Here is a 15,706-nt window from a genome sequence, read left to right on the forward strand (position 1 = left end):
GGACGAGTACGGCCCGCCGCGGTGGCGTCGGTCGGTCATCGACCTGCGCACCCCGGTGACGCTGGGGCCGGCGCGACCCGGCGTGCGCCACCTCGAGGTCACCGCGGATCTGCCGACGGACCTGCGCGGAGGGGACCCGGTCGAGCACCTCGTCGCCGGGTCGTCGCCCGAGTACGCCCGGGTGCGGCAGGACGTCGCCGAGTGGATCTACCGCTTCTGAACCGGAATCACTCCGGGCGATCGCTCAGGGCGCGGCGGTCCCGAAGTCCGGGTGGGCCAGCAGGCCCAGCCACTGCTCGCGCACACTCGTGAGGAAGTGGCCGTTCCCGGCGCTCCACGTGTGCGCTTCGCCGTCGTTGGTCGGGGCCGCGCGCACGTACACGTAGCCGATGTCGTGCGGCCGGTAGATCTGGCCGCGGTGCCGGCTCACGGCCGCGATCAACGCGGAGTCGACGGCACGCGGCACGTCTGCCCAGCCGCCCACGGTCTCGAGGTCATCCGCGCCGATGAGGATCGTGCCTCCGGCGACGCGGTTGATCGGCGCCTCGGGGGAGCCGAAGACGCGCCGCACGGTCGTGTCCAGCCCCTCGAGATGCACGACCGTCGTGGATTTGCCGACGATCTGCGCTCCGGAGAGCCGATGCGCGATGACGAGGTCGAGCACGTGGTCCGGGCCGTACCAGTCGTCGTCGTCGACCTTGGTCAGCAGATGCCCGTCCGCGGCGTCGCAGCCGAGGTTGAGCGCGGCGCCGAGCGACATCGAGGACGGGGCCATGAGCAGTCGCACCGGCGGGCCGGGGCGGTTGGCCGCGGTGTCCATCGTGGCCGGGTCGACCGCGCTCGGGTCGACCTCGCTGCCGTGCACGACCACGACGACATCGAGGACCGGGTAGGTCTGCGCGGCGAGCATCCCCAGGATGCGCGGCAGGAGGTGCGGGCGCCGGGTCACCAGGACCGCGGTGACGCTGGGCCAGTCGGTCAGGGCGGAGGCCCACGCCGCGCGCCGCTGCCGGACCGCGACGGCGTCGAACTCGAGCAGACCCGGGGCGGCGGGCATGGACGTGGGCACCTCGAACGGCACCTGGTCGGTGACCGCACCGAGGAGGTCCCCGGCGACGAGGGTGCCGCGGGCGGCCGCGCGGGTCAGGAAACTCGCCAGCGCGGGCTGCGCTCCGGTGGGGACCGCGCCGGAGGCCTCGAGCGCGTGGCTGGTGTCGAGCGCGGCGAGCTGGTCGAGCAGTGCGGCCGGGCGATCCCACCGGCCCCGGCGCGGTCGGCTCCACGGCACCTGCAACGACCAACCGGTCGGGCCTGAGATCAGGTGTGCGCGCCGATCGCCGTCGGCGCCGGGGACGCGGCCGGTCGGGGCATCACGGACCGGGTCCAGGCTGCGCGGGCTCATGCCGACAACGTACCCTCGCTGTCATGGCCCTGCTCGCGCGCACTCAGCCGATGCCGGTCGATGTCTGGGCCCACGACGATCCGGGCAGTGGTCCGGAGTACGACACCATCGAACCCCTCGCCGACAAGGCAGGGCGGGTCATGGTGTTCCACCGCGCGACCGATCGGGAGCCGCACGGGTTCGGTGTCGCCGCGGTGTGCACGATCCCGCGGGGCACGGTGGTTGCGCCCGGGCTGATCACGCGGTTGCTCGTCGAGGTGAACCGGCCGGGCCGGCGCCTCGTGCGCGTCGACACCGGTGGCGCCCCGATCGCGATGTGGCACCCGAGTCTCCTCGCGATTGCCGGAGCGTCGATCGCGGACGTGCTCGACGACGCTCCGGACATCGACCGTGCGGTCTGGGAGCACGCGGCGCCCGAGCTCGAGGCCGGGCAGTGGCGGCACTGGGTCGATGGCCAGGTCATCGGGGCGGTGGCGGTCGATCTCATCGGTGACGTCGATCCCCTGGCATGGGCGGCCAAGGCGGAGGGACGCCACGCGCTGACCCACCAGATCGGCGCCCGCGCCCGGGGAGTCGGCCGGCGCGTGCGGCGCGAGGTCTTCCTGGCCCGCTCCCGCCACCGCTGACCCCCACCCGCCGAGTGATGGTTTCGGGCCGCTTCGGGGCTCCTGAGGCGGCCCGAATCCATCACTCGACGGGGGCGGCGCAGGAAGTCCTCAGGGTTGTCGTGCCAGACTGTGGCCCATGTCTACCCCCCTTGTCGTCCACGTCACCGGTGCGCGCCCGAATTTCCCCAAGGCCGCCCCCGTCCTGGCCGCCCTGTCGGAGTACCCGGTCGAGCAGCTGCTGGTGCACACCGGGCAGCACTACGACGACAAGATGTCCGACGTCTTCTTCCGCCAGCTGGGCATCCCGCTGCCGGACGTGAATCTCGGTGTGGGCTCGGGCTCGCATGGCGCGCAGACGGCGGCCGTCATGGTCGCCCTCGAGGAACTGTTCGTCGAGCGCCAGCCCGCGCTGGTCGTCGTGTACGGCGACGTGAACTCCACCGTGGCGGCCTCGCTCGTCGCGGCGAAGCTGCTCATCCCGTCGGCGCACGTCGAGGCCGGACTGCGCTCCTTCGACCTGACCATGCCCGAGGAGGTCAACCGGCTCGTCACCGACCGGCTCTCCTCGCTGCTGCTCACCACGAGCACCGACGCGATCGCCCACCTGGGCAACGAGGGTGTCCACCCCGACAAGATCCACTTCGTCGGCAACCCGATGATCGACACGCTCCTGAAGAACCAGGACCGGTTCGACTCCGCGGCCGTGACCGCCGAACTGGGGATCGAGGGCGACTACATCGTCTCGACGCTCCACCGCCCCGGCAACGTCGACGACCCGGCCGACGTGGCCGAGCTGGTCAAGGCGATGCACGCCGTGGCCGACCAGATCCGCGTCGTCATCCCGCTGCACCCGCGCGGCCGCGCCCGCCTGCAGGAGGCCGGCTTCTTCGACCACGCCAACATGACCGTCATCGACCCGCTCGGCTACATCGAGTTCATGGGCCTGGTGCGCGGGTCGCGCGCCGTGGTGACCGACTCCGGCGGCGTCCAGGAGGAGACGACGATCCTCGGTGTGCCGTGCCTGACGCTGCGCCCGAACACCGAACGCCCGGTGACGATCACCCACGGCACCAACCAACTCGTCACCCGTGAGGTGCTCGCCGACAAGGTCGCCCAGGTGCTTGCCACCCCCCGCGCCGAGACGTGGAAGACCCCGCCCCTGTGGGACGGTCACGCCGGCAGCCGCATCGCTGAGGTGATCGGCGACTACCTCGGAGTGGTCCAGGCGTGAGCGCCGGGTCCGACACCACCGCAGCGACCACACGGCGCGAGGTGCAACGGAGCCGGCGATCGGCCGCGGCAACCCCGGCCGGCAAGGACCCGAAGCCGAAGGGCGGCGGTCACCGGGCGGCCATGCGCGGGGACATCGAGGGCCTGCGCGCCATCGCCGTTCTCGTGGTGCTCATCTACCACCTCGGAGTCTCGCAACTCTCGGGCGGATTCGTCGGCGTCGACATCTTCTTCGTCATCTCCGGGTTCCTCATCACCTCGCAGATGCTGCGCGAGATCGGGCGCGACGGTACGGTCTCGCTGACGAAGTTCTACTCCCGACGGGCCCGGCGCCTGTTGCCCGCGGCGTCGACCGTTCTGCTGTTCACGGCGGTCGTCGGGTGGTTCGTCCTCCCCGCGGCCGATCGCGCCAACCTGGCTAGCGACGTCATCACCGCGACGTTCTATGTCATCAACTGGGCGCTGGCGTTCCGGGCCGTCGACTACCTCGCCGAGGATGCGGGCGCCTCTGCCCTGCAGCACTACTGGTCGCTGTCGGTGGAGGAACAGTTCTACGTCATCTGGCCGCTGCTGATGCTCGTCGGGCTGTTTCTGGCCAAGAAGTACCGCCTCAAGTGGAAGCGGCTGCTGTTCCTCCTCCTGTGCGTGACGGCGCTGGCGTCGTTCATCTACTCGGTCGTGCACACGAGGAACGACCCGGCGACCGCGTACTTCTTCACCACCACCCGCATCTGGGAGCTCGCCATCGGCGCGTTGATCTCGTTCGCGGTGATCCGGTTGACCAAGCTCACCAAACGGGGCTCCGAACTGCTCGCCGGGATCGGTCTGGTCTTGATCGTGCTCTCCCTCTTCATCATCTCGACGGCCACGCCGTGGCCGAGCTGGTGGGCGGCGCTGCCGACCGTGGGGGCGGGGCTGATCATCGCCGCCGGCTGCGCCCACCAGGACACGTACGTCGGTCGGTTCCTGGGCATGAAGTGGATGGTGTGGATCGGTGGCATCTCGTACGCCGTGTACCTGTGGCACTGGCCGTTGGTCGTCTTCGCGAAGGCCCTGACCGGTGACAACCTGAGCCTCCTCGTGATGGTCCTCGTCGCCGGGCTGTCGGTGTTCCTGGCGTGGGCGACCAAGCACCTCATCGAGGACCCGGTGCGGTTCCACCCCGTCATCGTGGCCAAGCCGTCGCGGTCGCTGATCTTCGGTGGTGTGCTCATGGCCATCACCGGGCTGGTCGGCACGGTGCTGTGGTTCGCCGTGCCCCGGGTCGACCCGAACGTCAAGGTGGCCGGGGCCAGCGCCCTGGTGGCCAACCCGAAGGCCGACCAGTGGCAGGTCATCGACAATCCGACGTCGGTGTTCACCCAGTCCGGTTCGGTGTCCCCGGACCCGGCCGTGGCCGTCAGCGACACCCCGAGCTACTACGACGACAACTGTCAGGTGCAGCCCGGCGACAACAAGGTCAACCCGAACTGCACGTACGGCAACAAGGCCTCGAAAACCTCCATCGCCCTGCTCGGAGACTCGAAGATGGGGCAGTGGATGCCGGCCATGAACTGGATCGCCTCGAAGGAGGACTGGCGCGTCGACCTGTACCTCAAGTCGGCCTGTTCGTTCTCCTACGACGGGGTCAAGGACGACTGTGCGCAGTTCGGCCACAACGTCATCGGCTACCTCAAGGCCAACCCGGACAAGGTGCCGACGTACGCGATCATCTCGCAGGGGTCGCCGAGCCTGCAGTCTCGTACGGAGGGGATGGAGGCCGCGATCACAGACCTCCAGGCCCTCGGGACGAAGGTCGTGCTGCTCGCGGACAACACCTCCCCGGCGGGGATGGACGATCAGGTCTACAACTGCGTCGCGGACCAGCGTAACGACATCTCCGCGTGCGACTTCTCCGCGGAGAAGCGTGACGGGCGGGGGACGCCGCCGCTGAAGGAGGTGTCGAAGCAGATGAAGGTGCCGTTGATCGATCTCAACCAGTGGGTGTGCCCGCCCGGGCGCGATACGTGCCCCCCGGTCATCGGCGGCACGATGATCTACCGCCAGGGCAGCCACATCACGGCGACCTACGTCCGCACGATGGCGCCCATGCTGCACCGGGGCCTGGCGGAGGTCGGCTACGCCACCACGCCGGTCAAGGACATCTCCGCCACCGACGTGCCTGTCGGGAAGCAGTGGAACTGACCCTGGCCTGACTGTGAGACTCCGCGGTCGGACAGGTCCGACTTCGTGGAGGTACTACGACGAACGCCGACGCCCCGAGGTGGGGCGCCGGCGTTCGGCGTGTGTGGGTCGATCAGAAGGCCGACTCGGGCACGTCCATGAGGTCGTTGTCGCTGGCCTCGGTGATCGCGCGCTGCGCGGTGATCTGCGGCAGCACCTGACGGGCGAAGAACTTCGCCGCGGCGATCTTGCCGGTGTAGAAGTCCTGGTCGGCCGCGGAGGCGCCGGCCTCGAGGGCCTCGTGGGCGATGGCGGCCTGACGGATCAGCAGCCACCCGATGATCAGGTCGCCGGCGGCCAGCAGGAGCCGCGAGGTGTTCTGGCCGACGATGTACAGGTTGCGCGCGTCGCCGCCGTTGCGGGTGTCGGAGGCCATGACCTTGCCGACGAGGTACCCGATCATGGCCTGCAGGTCGGTCAGCGCGGTGGCCAAGAGGTCTCGCTCACGGTCGAACGCGCCGCCCTGGGTGCCCTTCTCCGCCGCCGTGGCCTGGATCCGAGCGGCGATCGCGCCGAGCGCCTGCCCCTGGTCCTTGACGATCTTGCGGAAGAAGAAGTCCTGACCCTGGATCGCCGTCGTGCCCTCGTACAGGGTGTCGATCTTGGCGTCGCGGACGTACTGCTCGATCGGGTAGTCCTGCAGGAACCCGGAGCCACCGAACGTCTGCAGCGTCTCGGAGCCCAGCAGCACCCACGCGCGCTCGGAGCCCAGACCCTTGACGATGGGCAGGAGAAGGTCGTTGATGCGGTTGTTGAGGTCGACGTCGGAGCCGGGCTCGACGGCCTCGGAGCCGGTCTCGATGAAGTGGGCCTCGTGGTCGTCCTGGTAGGTCGCCGTCATGAGCACCAGCGCGCGCATGCCCTCGGCGTAGGCCTTCTGCAGCATGAGGGAGCGTCGCACGTCCGGGTGGTGCGTGATGGTCACGCGCGGGGCGGCCTTGTCCGCCATCTGGGTCAGGTCTGCGCCCTGCACGCGGTTCTTCGCGTACTCCAGCGCGTTGAGGTACCCCGTCGAGAGGGTGGCGATGGCCTTGGTGCCCACGAGCATGCGAGCGTTCTCGATGACCCGGAACATCTGCGCGATGCCGTTGTGCTCGTCGCCGAACAGGGTGCCGGTGGCGGGGACCTCGCCGCCGAAGGTGATCTCGCAGGTGGGGGAGACCTTCAGGCCCATCTTCTTCTCGACGTTGGTGACGTAGGCGCCGTTGCGCTCGAGCAGTTCACCGGTCTCGAGGTCCACGTGGTACTTCGGGACGATGAACAGCGACAGGCCCTTGGTGCCTGGGCCGGCGCCCTCGGGGCGCGCCAACACGAAGTGGATGACGTTGTCGGTCAGGTCGGTGTCACCGGTGGTGATGAAGCGCTTGACGCCCTCGACGGACCAGGTGCCGTCACCGTTGTCGATGGCCTTCGTGCGGCCGGCGCCGACGTCGGAGCCGGCGTCGGGCTCGGTCAGCACCATCGTGCAGTGCCAGTTCTTCTCGACGATCCAGTGGGCGAGCTTCTTCTGCTCGTCGGTGCCCAGGAGGAAGAGCAGCTTGGCGAAGGAGTAGGAGGCGGCCATCATCGCCAGGGCGGGCTGCGCTCCCAGCAGCAACTCGTTGACCGCCCAGCGGAACGACGGCGGGCTGACCTGGCCACCGAGCTCGGCGGGGAGGTCGAGCGCCGAGAATCCGGACTCCGTGTACGACTGCCAGGACTTGGCGAAGCTCGCCGGCATCGCAACCGAGTGCGTCTCGGGGTCGAAGACCGGCGGGTGACGGTCGGCGTCCTCGAACGAGGCGGCGAGCTCGTTCTCGGCCAGGCGCGCGACCTCCTTGAGGGTCTCCTTGGCGGTGTCGACGTCGAGGTCCGCGAACGGGCCGTGGCCGAGGACCTCCTGGCGGCCGAGGAGCTCGAAGAGGTTGAACTCGATGTCGCGAAGGTTGGACTTGTAGTGGGTCATGGCCCCTCCGTTGAGGCGATATGGCTGCACGAGGCAGGGTGGCGAGGCGCTAAGCGCATGCTTACCTTGCCACCATGGTGGCGCTTGGTGGGTGGGTTGCGCAAGCGAAGTTTCCAACGAGTAACAAGAATCACGGCATGGGGTACCGCGGGGTCGGTGGGGCGTCGCGCCAGATTGGGTCTCGGGTGGGCCGGCAGGCCCATGTCAGCCGGTGTGACCCCTGCCACTCTGCTGCGCGTCGCGCTCACCAGGAGCGCCTCACACCTAGGGGTAGAACCATGGCAACACGTCGAGATGTGCTGCGGCTGGCCGTCGCCGCACCGGCCGGGATCGCTGTCGCTGGGGTCGCCGACTCCGCACAGGCCTTGGCCACCTGCAACATGGAAATGGTCGTCAAGGCCGCTCAGTGGGACCCGGCTCGGAGGCGCTTCGCGGTGACGCCGGGCGCCGGCCCGTCGGTGAAACTGGTTCAGTCGGCGCTCAAGGCCAAGGGCCTGCTCAACGCGGCGGTGGACGGCAACTTCGGCAAGGTCACCGTCAGTGCGTATGCCGCGTGGCAGCGCCGCCTGGGCTACCGCGGTCTCGACGCGACCGGGCTGCCCGGCCCGACGTCGATGCGCAAGTTGGCGGTCGGTCGGTTCAGCCTCTACCGCCCGATCAACGTCGGCTCCCGCGTCATTTACCGGGGTCACCGGTTCAACAACCGCACGTACCGCATGCTCGTTGAGGCCGAGCGGCTGGCCGGCATCCGTTTCAAGATCACGCAGGGCTCGTACAACGCCGGTCGCGTCGCCCTCTCGGCCGGGACGCACGACGGCGGTGGCGCCGTCGACATCGGCGCCACGGCGTTGACGTCGGCCCAGCGACTGCGGGTGACCCGCGCGCTGCGCCAGGTCGGCTTCGCCGCGTGGACCCGGAACCCCTCGCAGGGTCGCTGGGCCTGGCACATCCACGCCATCGCCATCTCCGACACCGACATGTCCACCGGCGCGCGCCGCCAGACCGGTGATTACTTCGAGGGCCGCAACGGTCTGGCCGGTGGCCGCGCCGATGACGGACCCAAGGTCACCAAGCTGACGTGGGAGGAGTACCAGCGCGGCGTGCGCTGATCTGTCGCCCTGCCCGGCTGCCGTCACCACTCGGGTGACGGCGGCCGGTTCCATCCCCCGGATCTCAGCGACGGAACGTCGTGCGCCCGCCCCAGGTGGTCGACGTGTCGCTCGTGGACACCTGCCAGTAGCGCGCCCGCGACGAGGACACCCGGAAGGTGACCTTGCCCTTGCTGTTGGTCTTCGCGGTGCGGCTGCTCGTCCACGGACCCGACGTGGAGTTCCGGAACCGCAGGGTCACCCTGGCGCCTGCGTAGGGCCGCATCTTGCGGGCGCTGGTGGAGTAGCGCGTGACCTTGGTGTCGGCGCGCACATACTTCCCCGAGCGAGAGTGGGTGACGTACGTGTACGACCCCAGCCGCACGCTCATCCGCGGCGAGTTCTGTGCCAAGTCGTCGTAGTTGTCGTCCCAAGCACCATCGGGGCGCACCGTGTACGTGCCACGAGGCTCCCAGTCGTACCAGTCCATGATCTCGGTCGATGAGGTGCCGTCGTAGATGAGGATGTCGGCGAGACCCTGGGTAGGGTGCACCACATCCCACGTGGCCCACTCGGCGTGGGTCAGGCAGCCGTTGCTGTACCGCGCCGTGATCGCCTTGTAGGGCGAGGTGATGCTGACCCGGCTGGGCACGGTGACGTTGCACGAGTAGGCCGCCTGAGCCGGCGCGGCCGCCGCGAACAGCGGGACGATGAGCACGGCCACCAACGCGGCCGCGATCCCCTTCAGTCTGAACATGTGAACTCCCCTGGTGGTGCCGAGAGCCGTTCTCCCGGCACCTCAGAACCTAGGGGCTGGCACCGACAACGTTTCAGACGTCGAGGAGCACCGTGAACGGACCGTCGTTGACGAGCGCCACGGCCATCTGCGCGCCGAACCGACCGGTCTCGACGTCCAATCCCAACTGGCGCAACGACGCTCCGACGGCGTCGACGATCGGCTCGGCGACCTCGCGTGGGGCGGCGGCCTGCCACGTGGGCCGTCGCCCCTTCGAGGCGTCCCCGTACAGCGTGAACTGACTGATCAGCAGGATCGGCGACCCCAGATCGACGGCCGACCGCTGGCCATCGAGGATCCGCAGATGGGCGACCTTGCGGGCCATCTGCGCAACCTCTGCGTCACCGTCGGAGTGGGTCACCCCGAGCAGCACGACCAATCCGGGCCCGCCCAACTCGCCGACGACCTCACCCTCGACGGTCACACTGGCGGACGTCGCCCGCTGCACCACGGCTCGCATGAGCGCAGCGTAGAACCCGTCAGTCCTCGACGCGAGGCAGGTACGTGGGCAAGAGTTCGATGACCCGCGCCCATTGCTGGGGCAGCACGGTCGCCGCCAGCGTCCCCGCGAGGAACTGGGCGGCCTCGGCGGACATGCGCTCACTGAGCTCCTCGGCGATCGAGGGATCGGCGGCGCCGCTGCGGCCGTGTCGCCCGGCTCGCGTCATCACGATTTCCGGAGCGTCGTCCACCACCGGTGTCGACACACTCGCCCCCTCGCCGCGCAACGCCGCAGCGACCAGTCGCGCCCCCGGCGGGGTATCGCTGACCGTCGTGATCGGCACCTGCTCGAGGTTGTCGACCGCCTGCTCGGCCGTCGGCAGAACCTCCTTGTTGTGCACGACCGTCAGGTAGGCCGTCGAGCGCGTCATGGCGATGTACAACAACCGCAACCCGTGCTCGGCACCGGCGACGATGTTGCTCGGATTGACGATGACGACAGCGTCGAACTCCAGCCCCTTGGACTCCTGCGCCGTCGCGAGGTTGATCGCCACGTCCATCTCACCGCGGCCGACGTCACCCCAGCGGATGTCGTCAGCCGTCAACGCCGCCGCGATCTCGGCGTGGTCCTGCGGCGCGCAGATCATCCCGACGAACCGCCCCTTCGAGGCGTGCTCACGGGCCGCGGCCACCGACTCCGACACATGCTCGGAGGTGGTGAGGAACTCGACGTCGGCCGGGCCCTCGCGCACGACCCTGGGCGGTGTTACCCCGGGCGCGGCGTGCTTGAGCAGGTTCGCCGCGTGCTGGTAGATCTGGCGCGGCACGCGGTACCCGAGGTCGAGCTCGTGCACCTGCGCCGGGTGGTCCACACGCAGGTCCTCAGCCAGCGCGGCCCAGTCGTCGGGCGCCCACGGGCTTGTCGCCTGCGCGATGTCCCCGACGACCGTCATCGACCCGTCAACGGAACGCCGCCGGATTGACCGCACCTGCATCGGCGAGAGATCCTGCGCCTCGTCGACGACGATGTGCTGGTACTGCCGCGGCCCACCGTTGATGAGCGTGTCGGCCTCATCGAGCAGCGCGATGTCCGCGTCGGTCCAGAACTGCTCGGTCACCCGCGCGGTTGGGGTGCGCTGCAGCGCGGTGATGTCGGTGGCGCTGAACTCGCTGCTGGCCGCGTTGAGCAGGCGCTCGCGCGAGCTGAGCAGATCGCGCAGCAGCACCTGCGGGGTCATCGAGGGCCAGATCCGCTCGGTCGCCGCGTCGACGTCGCCCGCGGTGATCGTCAGTCCCCGCCGCGCCCGATCCTGCGCCGCCTGCTGCAGCCACTGCCGGAACACCAGTCGCCCACCGGCGTACGTGGGCCGTTGCCGGGCCAGGTCGAGCTGGGCCTGCACCTCGTCACGGTCGATCGCCGGGCCCGTCAGCCCGCCAACCCGCAGGGACTCCACCCCGGCCGGGACGCGCACGCGATCGCGCAGGGCCTGGGCGATGAGCCGGGCCATCTTGGCCTGGCCCTTCAACGCCGCCGTCTCCCGCGACTCGGCGGCCCGTTCTGCGCGGAACGGGCCCAAGGAGCGCAGATCGCGATGATCGACGTCGACGTCACCGAGCTCCGGCAAGACCTTGCGGATGTACCGCGTGAAGGTGGGGCTCGGGCCGATGACGAGCACTCCGTCCTCCGCCAATTCGGGGTGGTTGGCCAGCAGCCACGACACCCGGTGCAGCGCTACGGCGGTCTTGCCCGTGCCCGGCCCGCCCTGGATGATGAGCAACCGCTCCAGCGGCTGGGTGATGAGCTCGTACTGCGCATGCTGGATCGTCTTGGCGATGTCGTGCATCGCGCCGTCGCGCCGGGCCTGCAGGTCGGTGAGCAGGGCATCGTTGACGCCCCAACGTTCCTCCGCGGTCAACTCGGAGATGCGTTCGGCCAGTTCGACGAAGACCGTGTCCTCATACGTCGTGATGCGATTGCCGGTGAGGTCGAACGCCCGCTTCACCGCCACGCCGAGCGGGTCCTTGGCCGTGGCGTTGTAATAGGCCTGTGCGGCCGGCCGCTGCCAACTGATGACGAGGAGGTCCTTGTCCTCGCTGAAGATGGCACGCTTGCCGATGTACAACGGTTCGTCGTCGTCGGTGAACGTCAGCTTGCCGAAGGCGACCTCGGAATCCGGTTCGCCCAGCTTCTCGGCCGCAGCCTTGGCGTTTCGCGCGATCGCCGCCTGGTTCTTCGTCGAACCGCCGGCCGCCGAGCCGGCATTCAGGAGCGTCGCACGGTGGGCCTCGCGCGCGGCAAGGGCCGCGTCGAAGTACTCCTGCTCGAGGCTGAGTTCGTCCTGGGTGGCGGTCACGAAGACAGGGTTTCAGAGGCCTGGGACAACGCAACCGGGGGGCCTCGACGGCGACTGCGGGGTCAGCCGGGGAGGAGTTGCCACCCCAGCGTGGTGCGTTGAGTGCCGTCGCAGGCGATGATCTCCCACGCCTCGGGGCTCCAGCCGAAGATCGCGACTTGGCCGAACTCGCGCCCGAGCTTGAGCGCAGTGGCCTCATCCACGCCGACGACGAGCTCGCTCGCCTCGACATGGACCCACTCCGCGTCTCCACCCTCAGCCCGGTAACGCGTGACGCCGAGCGCGTCGAGAGTGGCGGAGAGTCGTTGCTCGGCGGCCGCGTTCGCCTCCGCCGTCGCTGGCTCGCCGCAGGGATCGTGTGCGGTGATGATGAAGACCGTCTCGCCGCCGAACTCCGCCGGAAAATCGTCACCGACCTGGCCGGGCGCGGCCGGTTCGATGATGACGGTGCGATCGGTGAAGTGGACCCGCACATGCGCGTTCTCGTAATCGCCCCAGGTCACAACGGCGCTCCTTTGCCCCTCGACGCTCCGGCAGGTGTGTGGACGGCCCGCGACGGCGGGCGCATGTGGAGCCGGTGACGGGAATCGAACCCGCGTGTCCAGCTTGGGAAGCTGGCGCTCTACCATTGAGCTACACCGGCAAGCCCCCGTTGACGGATGTCTTTCGGGTGCAGCGACAGACCTTACCCGACCGCCCCGGATGCACCTAACCCGGTACCGGGTAACGTGACCCTGTGCTGCTCTCCGACCGCGACATCACCGCCGAGATCGATGCCGGCCGTGTCTCCATCGACCCGTGGGACCCGAGCATGGTCCAGCCGTCGAGCGTGGACGTCCGCCTCGACAAGTACTTCCGGCTCTTCGACAACCACAAGTACCAGGTCATCGACCCGGCCGCGGAGCAGCCCGACCTGACCCGCCTCGTCGAGGTCGACGCCGAGGACGGCTTCGTGCTCCACCCGGGCGAGTTCGTGCTCGGCTCCACGTGGGAGCAGTTCTCGCTGCCCGACGACCTCGCCGCGCGCGTTGAGGGCAAGTCCTCGCTCGGGCGTCTCGGCCTGCTGACCCACGCCACCGCCGGGTTCGTCGACCCGGGTTTCAGCGGCCACGTCACCTTGGAGCTGAGCAACGTCGCCACGCTGCCGATCATGCTCTGGCCGGGCATGAAGATCGGTCAGCTGTGCTTCTTCCGCCTCTCGTCGCCGGCGGAGCACCCGTATGGCTCGACCACGCGCGGCTCCCATTACCAGGGTCAGCGTGGCCCGACCGCCTCGCGCAGCTTCCAGAACTTCAGTCGCGTCGACGTCTGAGCGTCCTCCTCGCTGGGGTCGGCTCGCTGCGGTCGACGCAACATGAGGAGGCCCTCCGTCGGTCCTCATCATCGCTTCATCCCCGGTTCGTACGTTGGTGTCAACGAATCCCGGATGAACAAAGGATGAGGACAATGACGAAGACCACCCTTCCCGCAGCCGTAATGCTCAGCCTGGCCTTGGCCCTGACTGGGTGCGGATCCTCTGTTGGCGACCCTGAGCCGGCGGACTCGGTGACCCAGACCCAGCCCACCACCGACAGCACCGAGTCGGATTCGGACGACTCGGACGACTCGGGCACAAGCACGAGTGGCTCGAGCGACGACGACCGCGACGACGACAAGGACGACGACCGGGACGACGACAAGGACGACGACGACCGCGACGACGACAAGGACGACCAGGATGACGACCGCGATGACCGCTCCTGACACGCGCATGCAAGGGTTGGCGCATGGTGACGTTCGCCCCCGGCCGAGTGGCCACTGATCAGGTCCTGTTCGCCCGCGAAGGTCGGCTCGGCCGCATCCGCCTCAACCGACCGCGCGCCATCAACGCGCTCACCGAGGAGATGTGCCTGGCCATCGGCGCCGAACTCAACGCGTGGGCCAACGACGACTCCGTCGCGGCCATCGCCATCGACGGCGCGGGGGAGCGGGGCCTGTGCTCGGGCGGTGACATCGTCGCGGTGCGCGCGCTCGCCCTCGAGAACGACCCCAGCGCCACCGACTTCTGGGAGACCGAGTATGCGCTCAATGCGCTGATCCACGACTACGCCAAGCCCATCATCGCGGTGCAGGACGGCATCGTCATGGGCGGCGGCATCGGGATCAGTGCGTACGCCCTCCTACGCCTGGCCACCGAGACCTCCCGCGTCGCCATGCCCGAGACCATCATCGGCTTCTACCCCGACGTGGGCGCGCTCAAGCTGCTGGCCAACGCGCCCGGTGAACTCGGCACGCACCTGGCCATGAGCGGAGCGTCGATCACCGGAGCCGACGCGGTGGCCGTGGGCTTCTCCGACACGCTCGTCAGCAGTGCCGACATTCCGGCCATCCTCGCCGGGGTGGCTGAAACCGGTGAGGTGGATCGTTCGGTGGGGGTGGCCGCGCCCTACAGCCCGCTCCTGAGCCAGCGTTCGTGGATCGACGAGTGCTACGTCGGGGACGATCCGGTGGCGATCGTGTCGCGGTTGGAGGCGCACGCGGCTCCGGAGGCGCAGGAGGCGGCTGCGGCGATCCGGGCGCGCTCGCCCTTGTCGGTGGCGGTCACGCTCGAGGGACTGCGCCGCGCCCGGGACCTGCCCTCGGTCATCGAGACCCTCATCCTCGACGGGATCGTCGCGCCGAACTTCCTCGCGCTGCCGAGCGACTTCAACGAGGGGATCCGCGCGCGGCTCGTGGACAAGGACAACGCCCCGGTCTGGCGGCACGCCTCGCTGGCGGACGTGACCCGCGCCGAGGTGGAGGCGTTCTTCATTCAGCACTGATCTCGTGTGACGAAGTGGTCGCTCTAGCAGCCACTTCGTCACACGAGAATCCCGGCGGCAGGGGACAGCAGAGGCGCCCAGCGACGAATGGTCGCTGGGCGCCTCTGCTGTGTGAGGTCCGGGTCAGTTCTCGCCGAACATCGCCTTCACCTCAGCGGGTTCCCAGGCCATGACCTTCTGCTTGCCGGAGGCCGGTTGGGCTGGGGCAGCGGCGGGCGTCGCCGACTCGGTGGTCGCGGCAGGTGCCTCGGGCTCGGCCTGGGCCGGGGCTGTGTCCGTCGGGGTGACGTCCGTGGTGGAGAAGAGCTCCGGCTGGGTGGCGGTGGGTGCCGGGGCAGCCGCGGCCGGGGTCTCAGCCGCCGGGGCAGTGGCGTCGACCGGGGTCTCAGCCGCCGGGGCAGTGGCGTCGGCCGGGGCAGCTGCAGCAACCGCGGCGGTGGCCGCAGCCGCGGGCACGGCACCGCTCAGGACCGCGTCGCGGACCTCTGCGGGCTCCCAGGACATGACCTTGGCGGAGCCGCTGGACGTTGCCGGAGCGGTAGCTGCCGGAGCCGGAGCCGGGGCAGCGTCCCGAGCCGGGGCAGCCTGGGTGGGGGCAGCAGCAGCCGGAGCAGTCTCGACCGAAGCCTCGGCCACCGCGGGGGCAGCCTCAGCCTTGACCTCTTCGACCGGAGCGGTTGCCGGAGCTTCGGTCACCGCCGGAGCTGCAGCCGGGGCCGGGGCCGCACCACCCAGGACCGCGTCGCGGACCTCGGCGGGCTCCCAGGACATGACCTTGGCGCCACCGCTGGCGGCAGCCGGGGCCGGCGCCTCCTCGG

The 15,706-nt window shown here is 69.4% G+C and carries 14 protein-coding genes, 1 tRNA gene and 1 pseudogene; 8 read left to right on the plus strand and 8 right to left on the minus strand.

Going from position 1 to position 15,706, the window contains the following annotated elements; translation table 11 throughout:
- On the plus strand, positions 1-220 hold a 220-nt coding region (locus KD1_RS16875; protein WP_169795391.1), incomplete at its 5' end, for a hypothetical protein.
- A 24-nt stretch (positions 221-244) separates the two neighbouring features.
- Here the strand turns inward: KD1_RS16875 and KD1_RS12120 are convergent.
- Positions 245-1,402, minus strand: coding sequence for a glycosyltransferase (locus tag KD1_RS12120; RefSeq protein WP_068402259.1), 1,158 nt, complete (start codon positions 1,400-1,402; stop codon positions 245-247).
- Between the two features lie 23 nt (positions 1,403-1,425).
- Between KD1_RS12120 and KD1_RS12125 the strand changes: the two genes are divergently transcribed.
- From KD1_RS12125 to KD1_RS12135, 3 genes are all read left to right on the plus strand, one after another.
- On the plus strand, positions 1,426-2,028 hold the full coding sequence (locus tag KD1_RS12125) for a hypothetical protein (protein ID WP_068402261.1): 603 nt from the start codon (positions 1,426-1,428) through the stop codon (positions 2,026-2,028).
- A gap of 118 nt (positions 2,029-2,146) precedes the next feature.
- Positions 2,147-3,241: a non-hydrolyzing UDP-N-acetylglucosamine 2-epimerase gene (wecB, locus tag KD1_RS12130; protein ID WP_068402263.1), complete on the plus strand. Its 1,095-nt coding sequence runs from the start codon at positions 2,147-2,149 to the stop codon at positions 3,239-3,241.
- Positions 3,238-5,424 (plus strand): acyltransferase family protein, encoded by a 2,187-nt coding sequence (locus KD1_RS12135; RefSeq protein ID WP_068402264.1) that lies wholly within the window; start codon positions 3,238-3,240, stop codon positions 5,422-5,424. Before wecB ends, KD1_RS12135 begins: the two co-directional genes overlap by 4 nt.
- Before the next feature lie 112 nt (positions 5,425-5,536).
- Here the strand turns inward: KD1_RS12135 and KD1_RS12140 are convergent, their stop codons facing one another.
- Positions 5,537-7,408, minus strand: coding sequence for an acyl-CoA dehydrogenase (locus tag KD1_RS12140; protein WP_068402266.1), 1,872 nt, complete (start codon positions 7,406-7,408; stop codon positions 5,537-5,539).
- 278 nt (positions 7,409-7,686) lie between these two features.
- On the opposite strand from KD1_RS12140, the gene KD1_RS12145 reads away from it, so the two are divergent.
- Entirely contained in the window at positions 7,687-8,517 is an 831-nt protein-coding gene (locus KD1_RS12145; RefSeq protein ID WP_068402268.1) for a peptidoglycan-binding domain-containing protein, read from the plus strand.
- Positions 8,518-8,581: 64 nt separating this feature from the next.
- On the opposite strand, the gene KD1_RS12150 is transcribed toward KD1_RS12145, so the two are convergent.
- The 5 genes from KD1_RS12150 to KD1_RS12170 form a co-directional block, all read right to left on the minus strand.
- Positions 8,582-9,253 carry a hypothetical protein gene (locus KD1_RS12150; protein ID WP_068402270.1) on the minus strand — a complete coding sequence of 224 codons (672 nt, stop codon included), beginning with the start codon at positions 9,251-9,253 and terminating at the stop codon, positions 8,582-8,584.
- 73 nt (positions 9,254-9,326) lie between these two features.
- The gene (gene dtd / locus KD1_RS12155; protein WP_068402272.1) at positions 9,327-9,752 is read right to left on the minus strand and encodes a D-aminoacyl-tRNA deacylase; all 426 of its coding nucleotides are present in this window, start codon (positions 9,750-9,752) and stop codon (positions 9,327-9,329) included.
- A 19-nt stretch (positions 9,753-9,771) separates the two neighbouring features.
- A complete protein-coding gene (locus KD1_RS12160; protein WP_068402274.1) occupies positions 9,772-12,087 on the minus strand; it encodes a UvrD-helicase domain-containing protein in 2,316 nt (771 codons plus the stop codon).
- 62 nt (positions 12,088-12,149) lie between these two features.
- The gene (locus KD1_RS12165; protein ID WP_068402276.1) at positions 12,150-12,590 is read right to left on the minus strand and encodes a DUF3293 domain-containing protein; all 441 of its coding nucleotides are present in this window, start codon (positions 12,588-12,590) and stop codon (positions 12,150-12,152) included.
- A 66-nt stretch (positions 12,591-12,656) separates the two neighbouring features.
- Positions 12,657-12,730 (minus strand) — tRNA-Gly (locus KD1_RS12170).
- Positions 12,731-12,823: 93 nt separating this feature from the next.
- Here KD1_RS12170 and dcd point away from each other — a divergent pair.
- From dcd to KD1_RS12185, 3 genes are all read left to right on the plus strand, one after another.
- Positions 12,824-13,399: a dCTP deaminase gene (dcd, locus tag KD1_RS12175; protein ID WP_068402278.1), complete on the plus strand. Its 576-nt coding sequence runs from the start codon at positions 12,824-12,826 to the stop codon at positions 13,397-13,399.
- A 134-nt stretch (positions 13,400-13,533) separates the two neighbouring features.
- Complete coding sequence (locus KD1_RS12180; protein WP_157073327.1) at positions 13,534-13,830, plus strand: hypothetical protein; 297 nt, start codon at positions 13,534-13,536, stop codon at positions 13,828-13,830.
- 23 nt (positions 13,831-13,853) lie between these two features.
- Positions 13,854-14,888: a 3-hydroxyisobutyryl-CoA hydrolase gene (locus KD1_RS12185; RefSeq protein WP_068402282.1), complete on the plus strand. Its 1,035-nt coding sequence runs from the start codon at positions 13,854-13,856 to the stop codon at positions 14,886-14,888.
- A gap of 123 nt (positions 14,889-15,011) precedes the next feature.
- Here the strand turns inward: KD1_RS12185 and KD1_RS16880 are convergent.
- Positions 15,012-15,706: pseudogene (locus tag KD1_RS16880) on the minus strand (hypothetical protein); the annotation flags it as partial.

This window comes from Kribbia dieselivorans NBRC 106261 (genome assembly GCF_001552435.1).
Lineage (GTDB): Bacteria > Actinomycetota > Actinomycetes > Actinomycetales > Dermatophilaceae > Kribbia > Kribbia dieselivorans.

What these genes read in the sequence shown, in the direction of transcription:
- KD1_RS12145 (WP_068402268.1), top strand. Translation starts at nt 7,687, where the DNA reads ATGGCAACACGTCGAGATGTGCTGCGGCTGGCCGTCGCCGCACCGGCC.
- KD1_RS12120 (WP_068402259.1), bottom strand. Translation starts at nt 1,402, where the DNA reads ATGAGCCCGCGCAGCCTGGACCCGGTCCGTGATGCCCCGACCGGCCGC.
- KD1_RS12185 (WP_068402282.1), top strand. Translation starts at nt 13,854, where the DNA reads ATGGTGACGTTCGCCCCCGGCCGAGTGGCCACTGATCAGGTCCTGTTC.
- KD1_RS12140 (WP_068402266.1), bottom strand. Translation starts at nt 7,408, where the DNA reads ATGACCCACTACAAGTCCAACCTTCGCGACATCGAGTTCAACCTCTTC.
- wecB (WP_068402263.1), top strand. Translation starts at nt 2,147, where the DNA reads ATGTCTACCCCCCTTGTCGTCCACGTCACCGGTGCGCGCCCGAATTTC.
- KD1_RS12150 (WP_068402270.1), bottom strand. Translation starts at nt 9,253, where the DNA reads ATGTTCAGACTGAAGGGGATCGCGGCCGCGTTGGTGGCCGTGCTCATC.
- KD1_RS12180 (WP_157073327.1), top strand. Translation starts at nt 13,534, where the DNA reads ATGACGAAGACCACCCTTCCCGCAGCCGTAATGCTCAGCCTGGCCTTG.
- KD1_RS12125 (WP_068402261.1), top strand. Translation starts at nt 1,426, where the DNA reads ATGGCCCTGCTCGCGCGCACTCAGCCGATGCCGGTCGATGTCTGGGCC.
- dtd (WP_068402272.1), bottom strand. Translation starts at nt 9,752, where the DNA reads ATGCGAGCCGTGGTGCAGCGGGCGACGTCCGCCAGTGTGACCGTCGAG.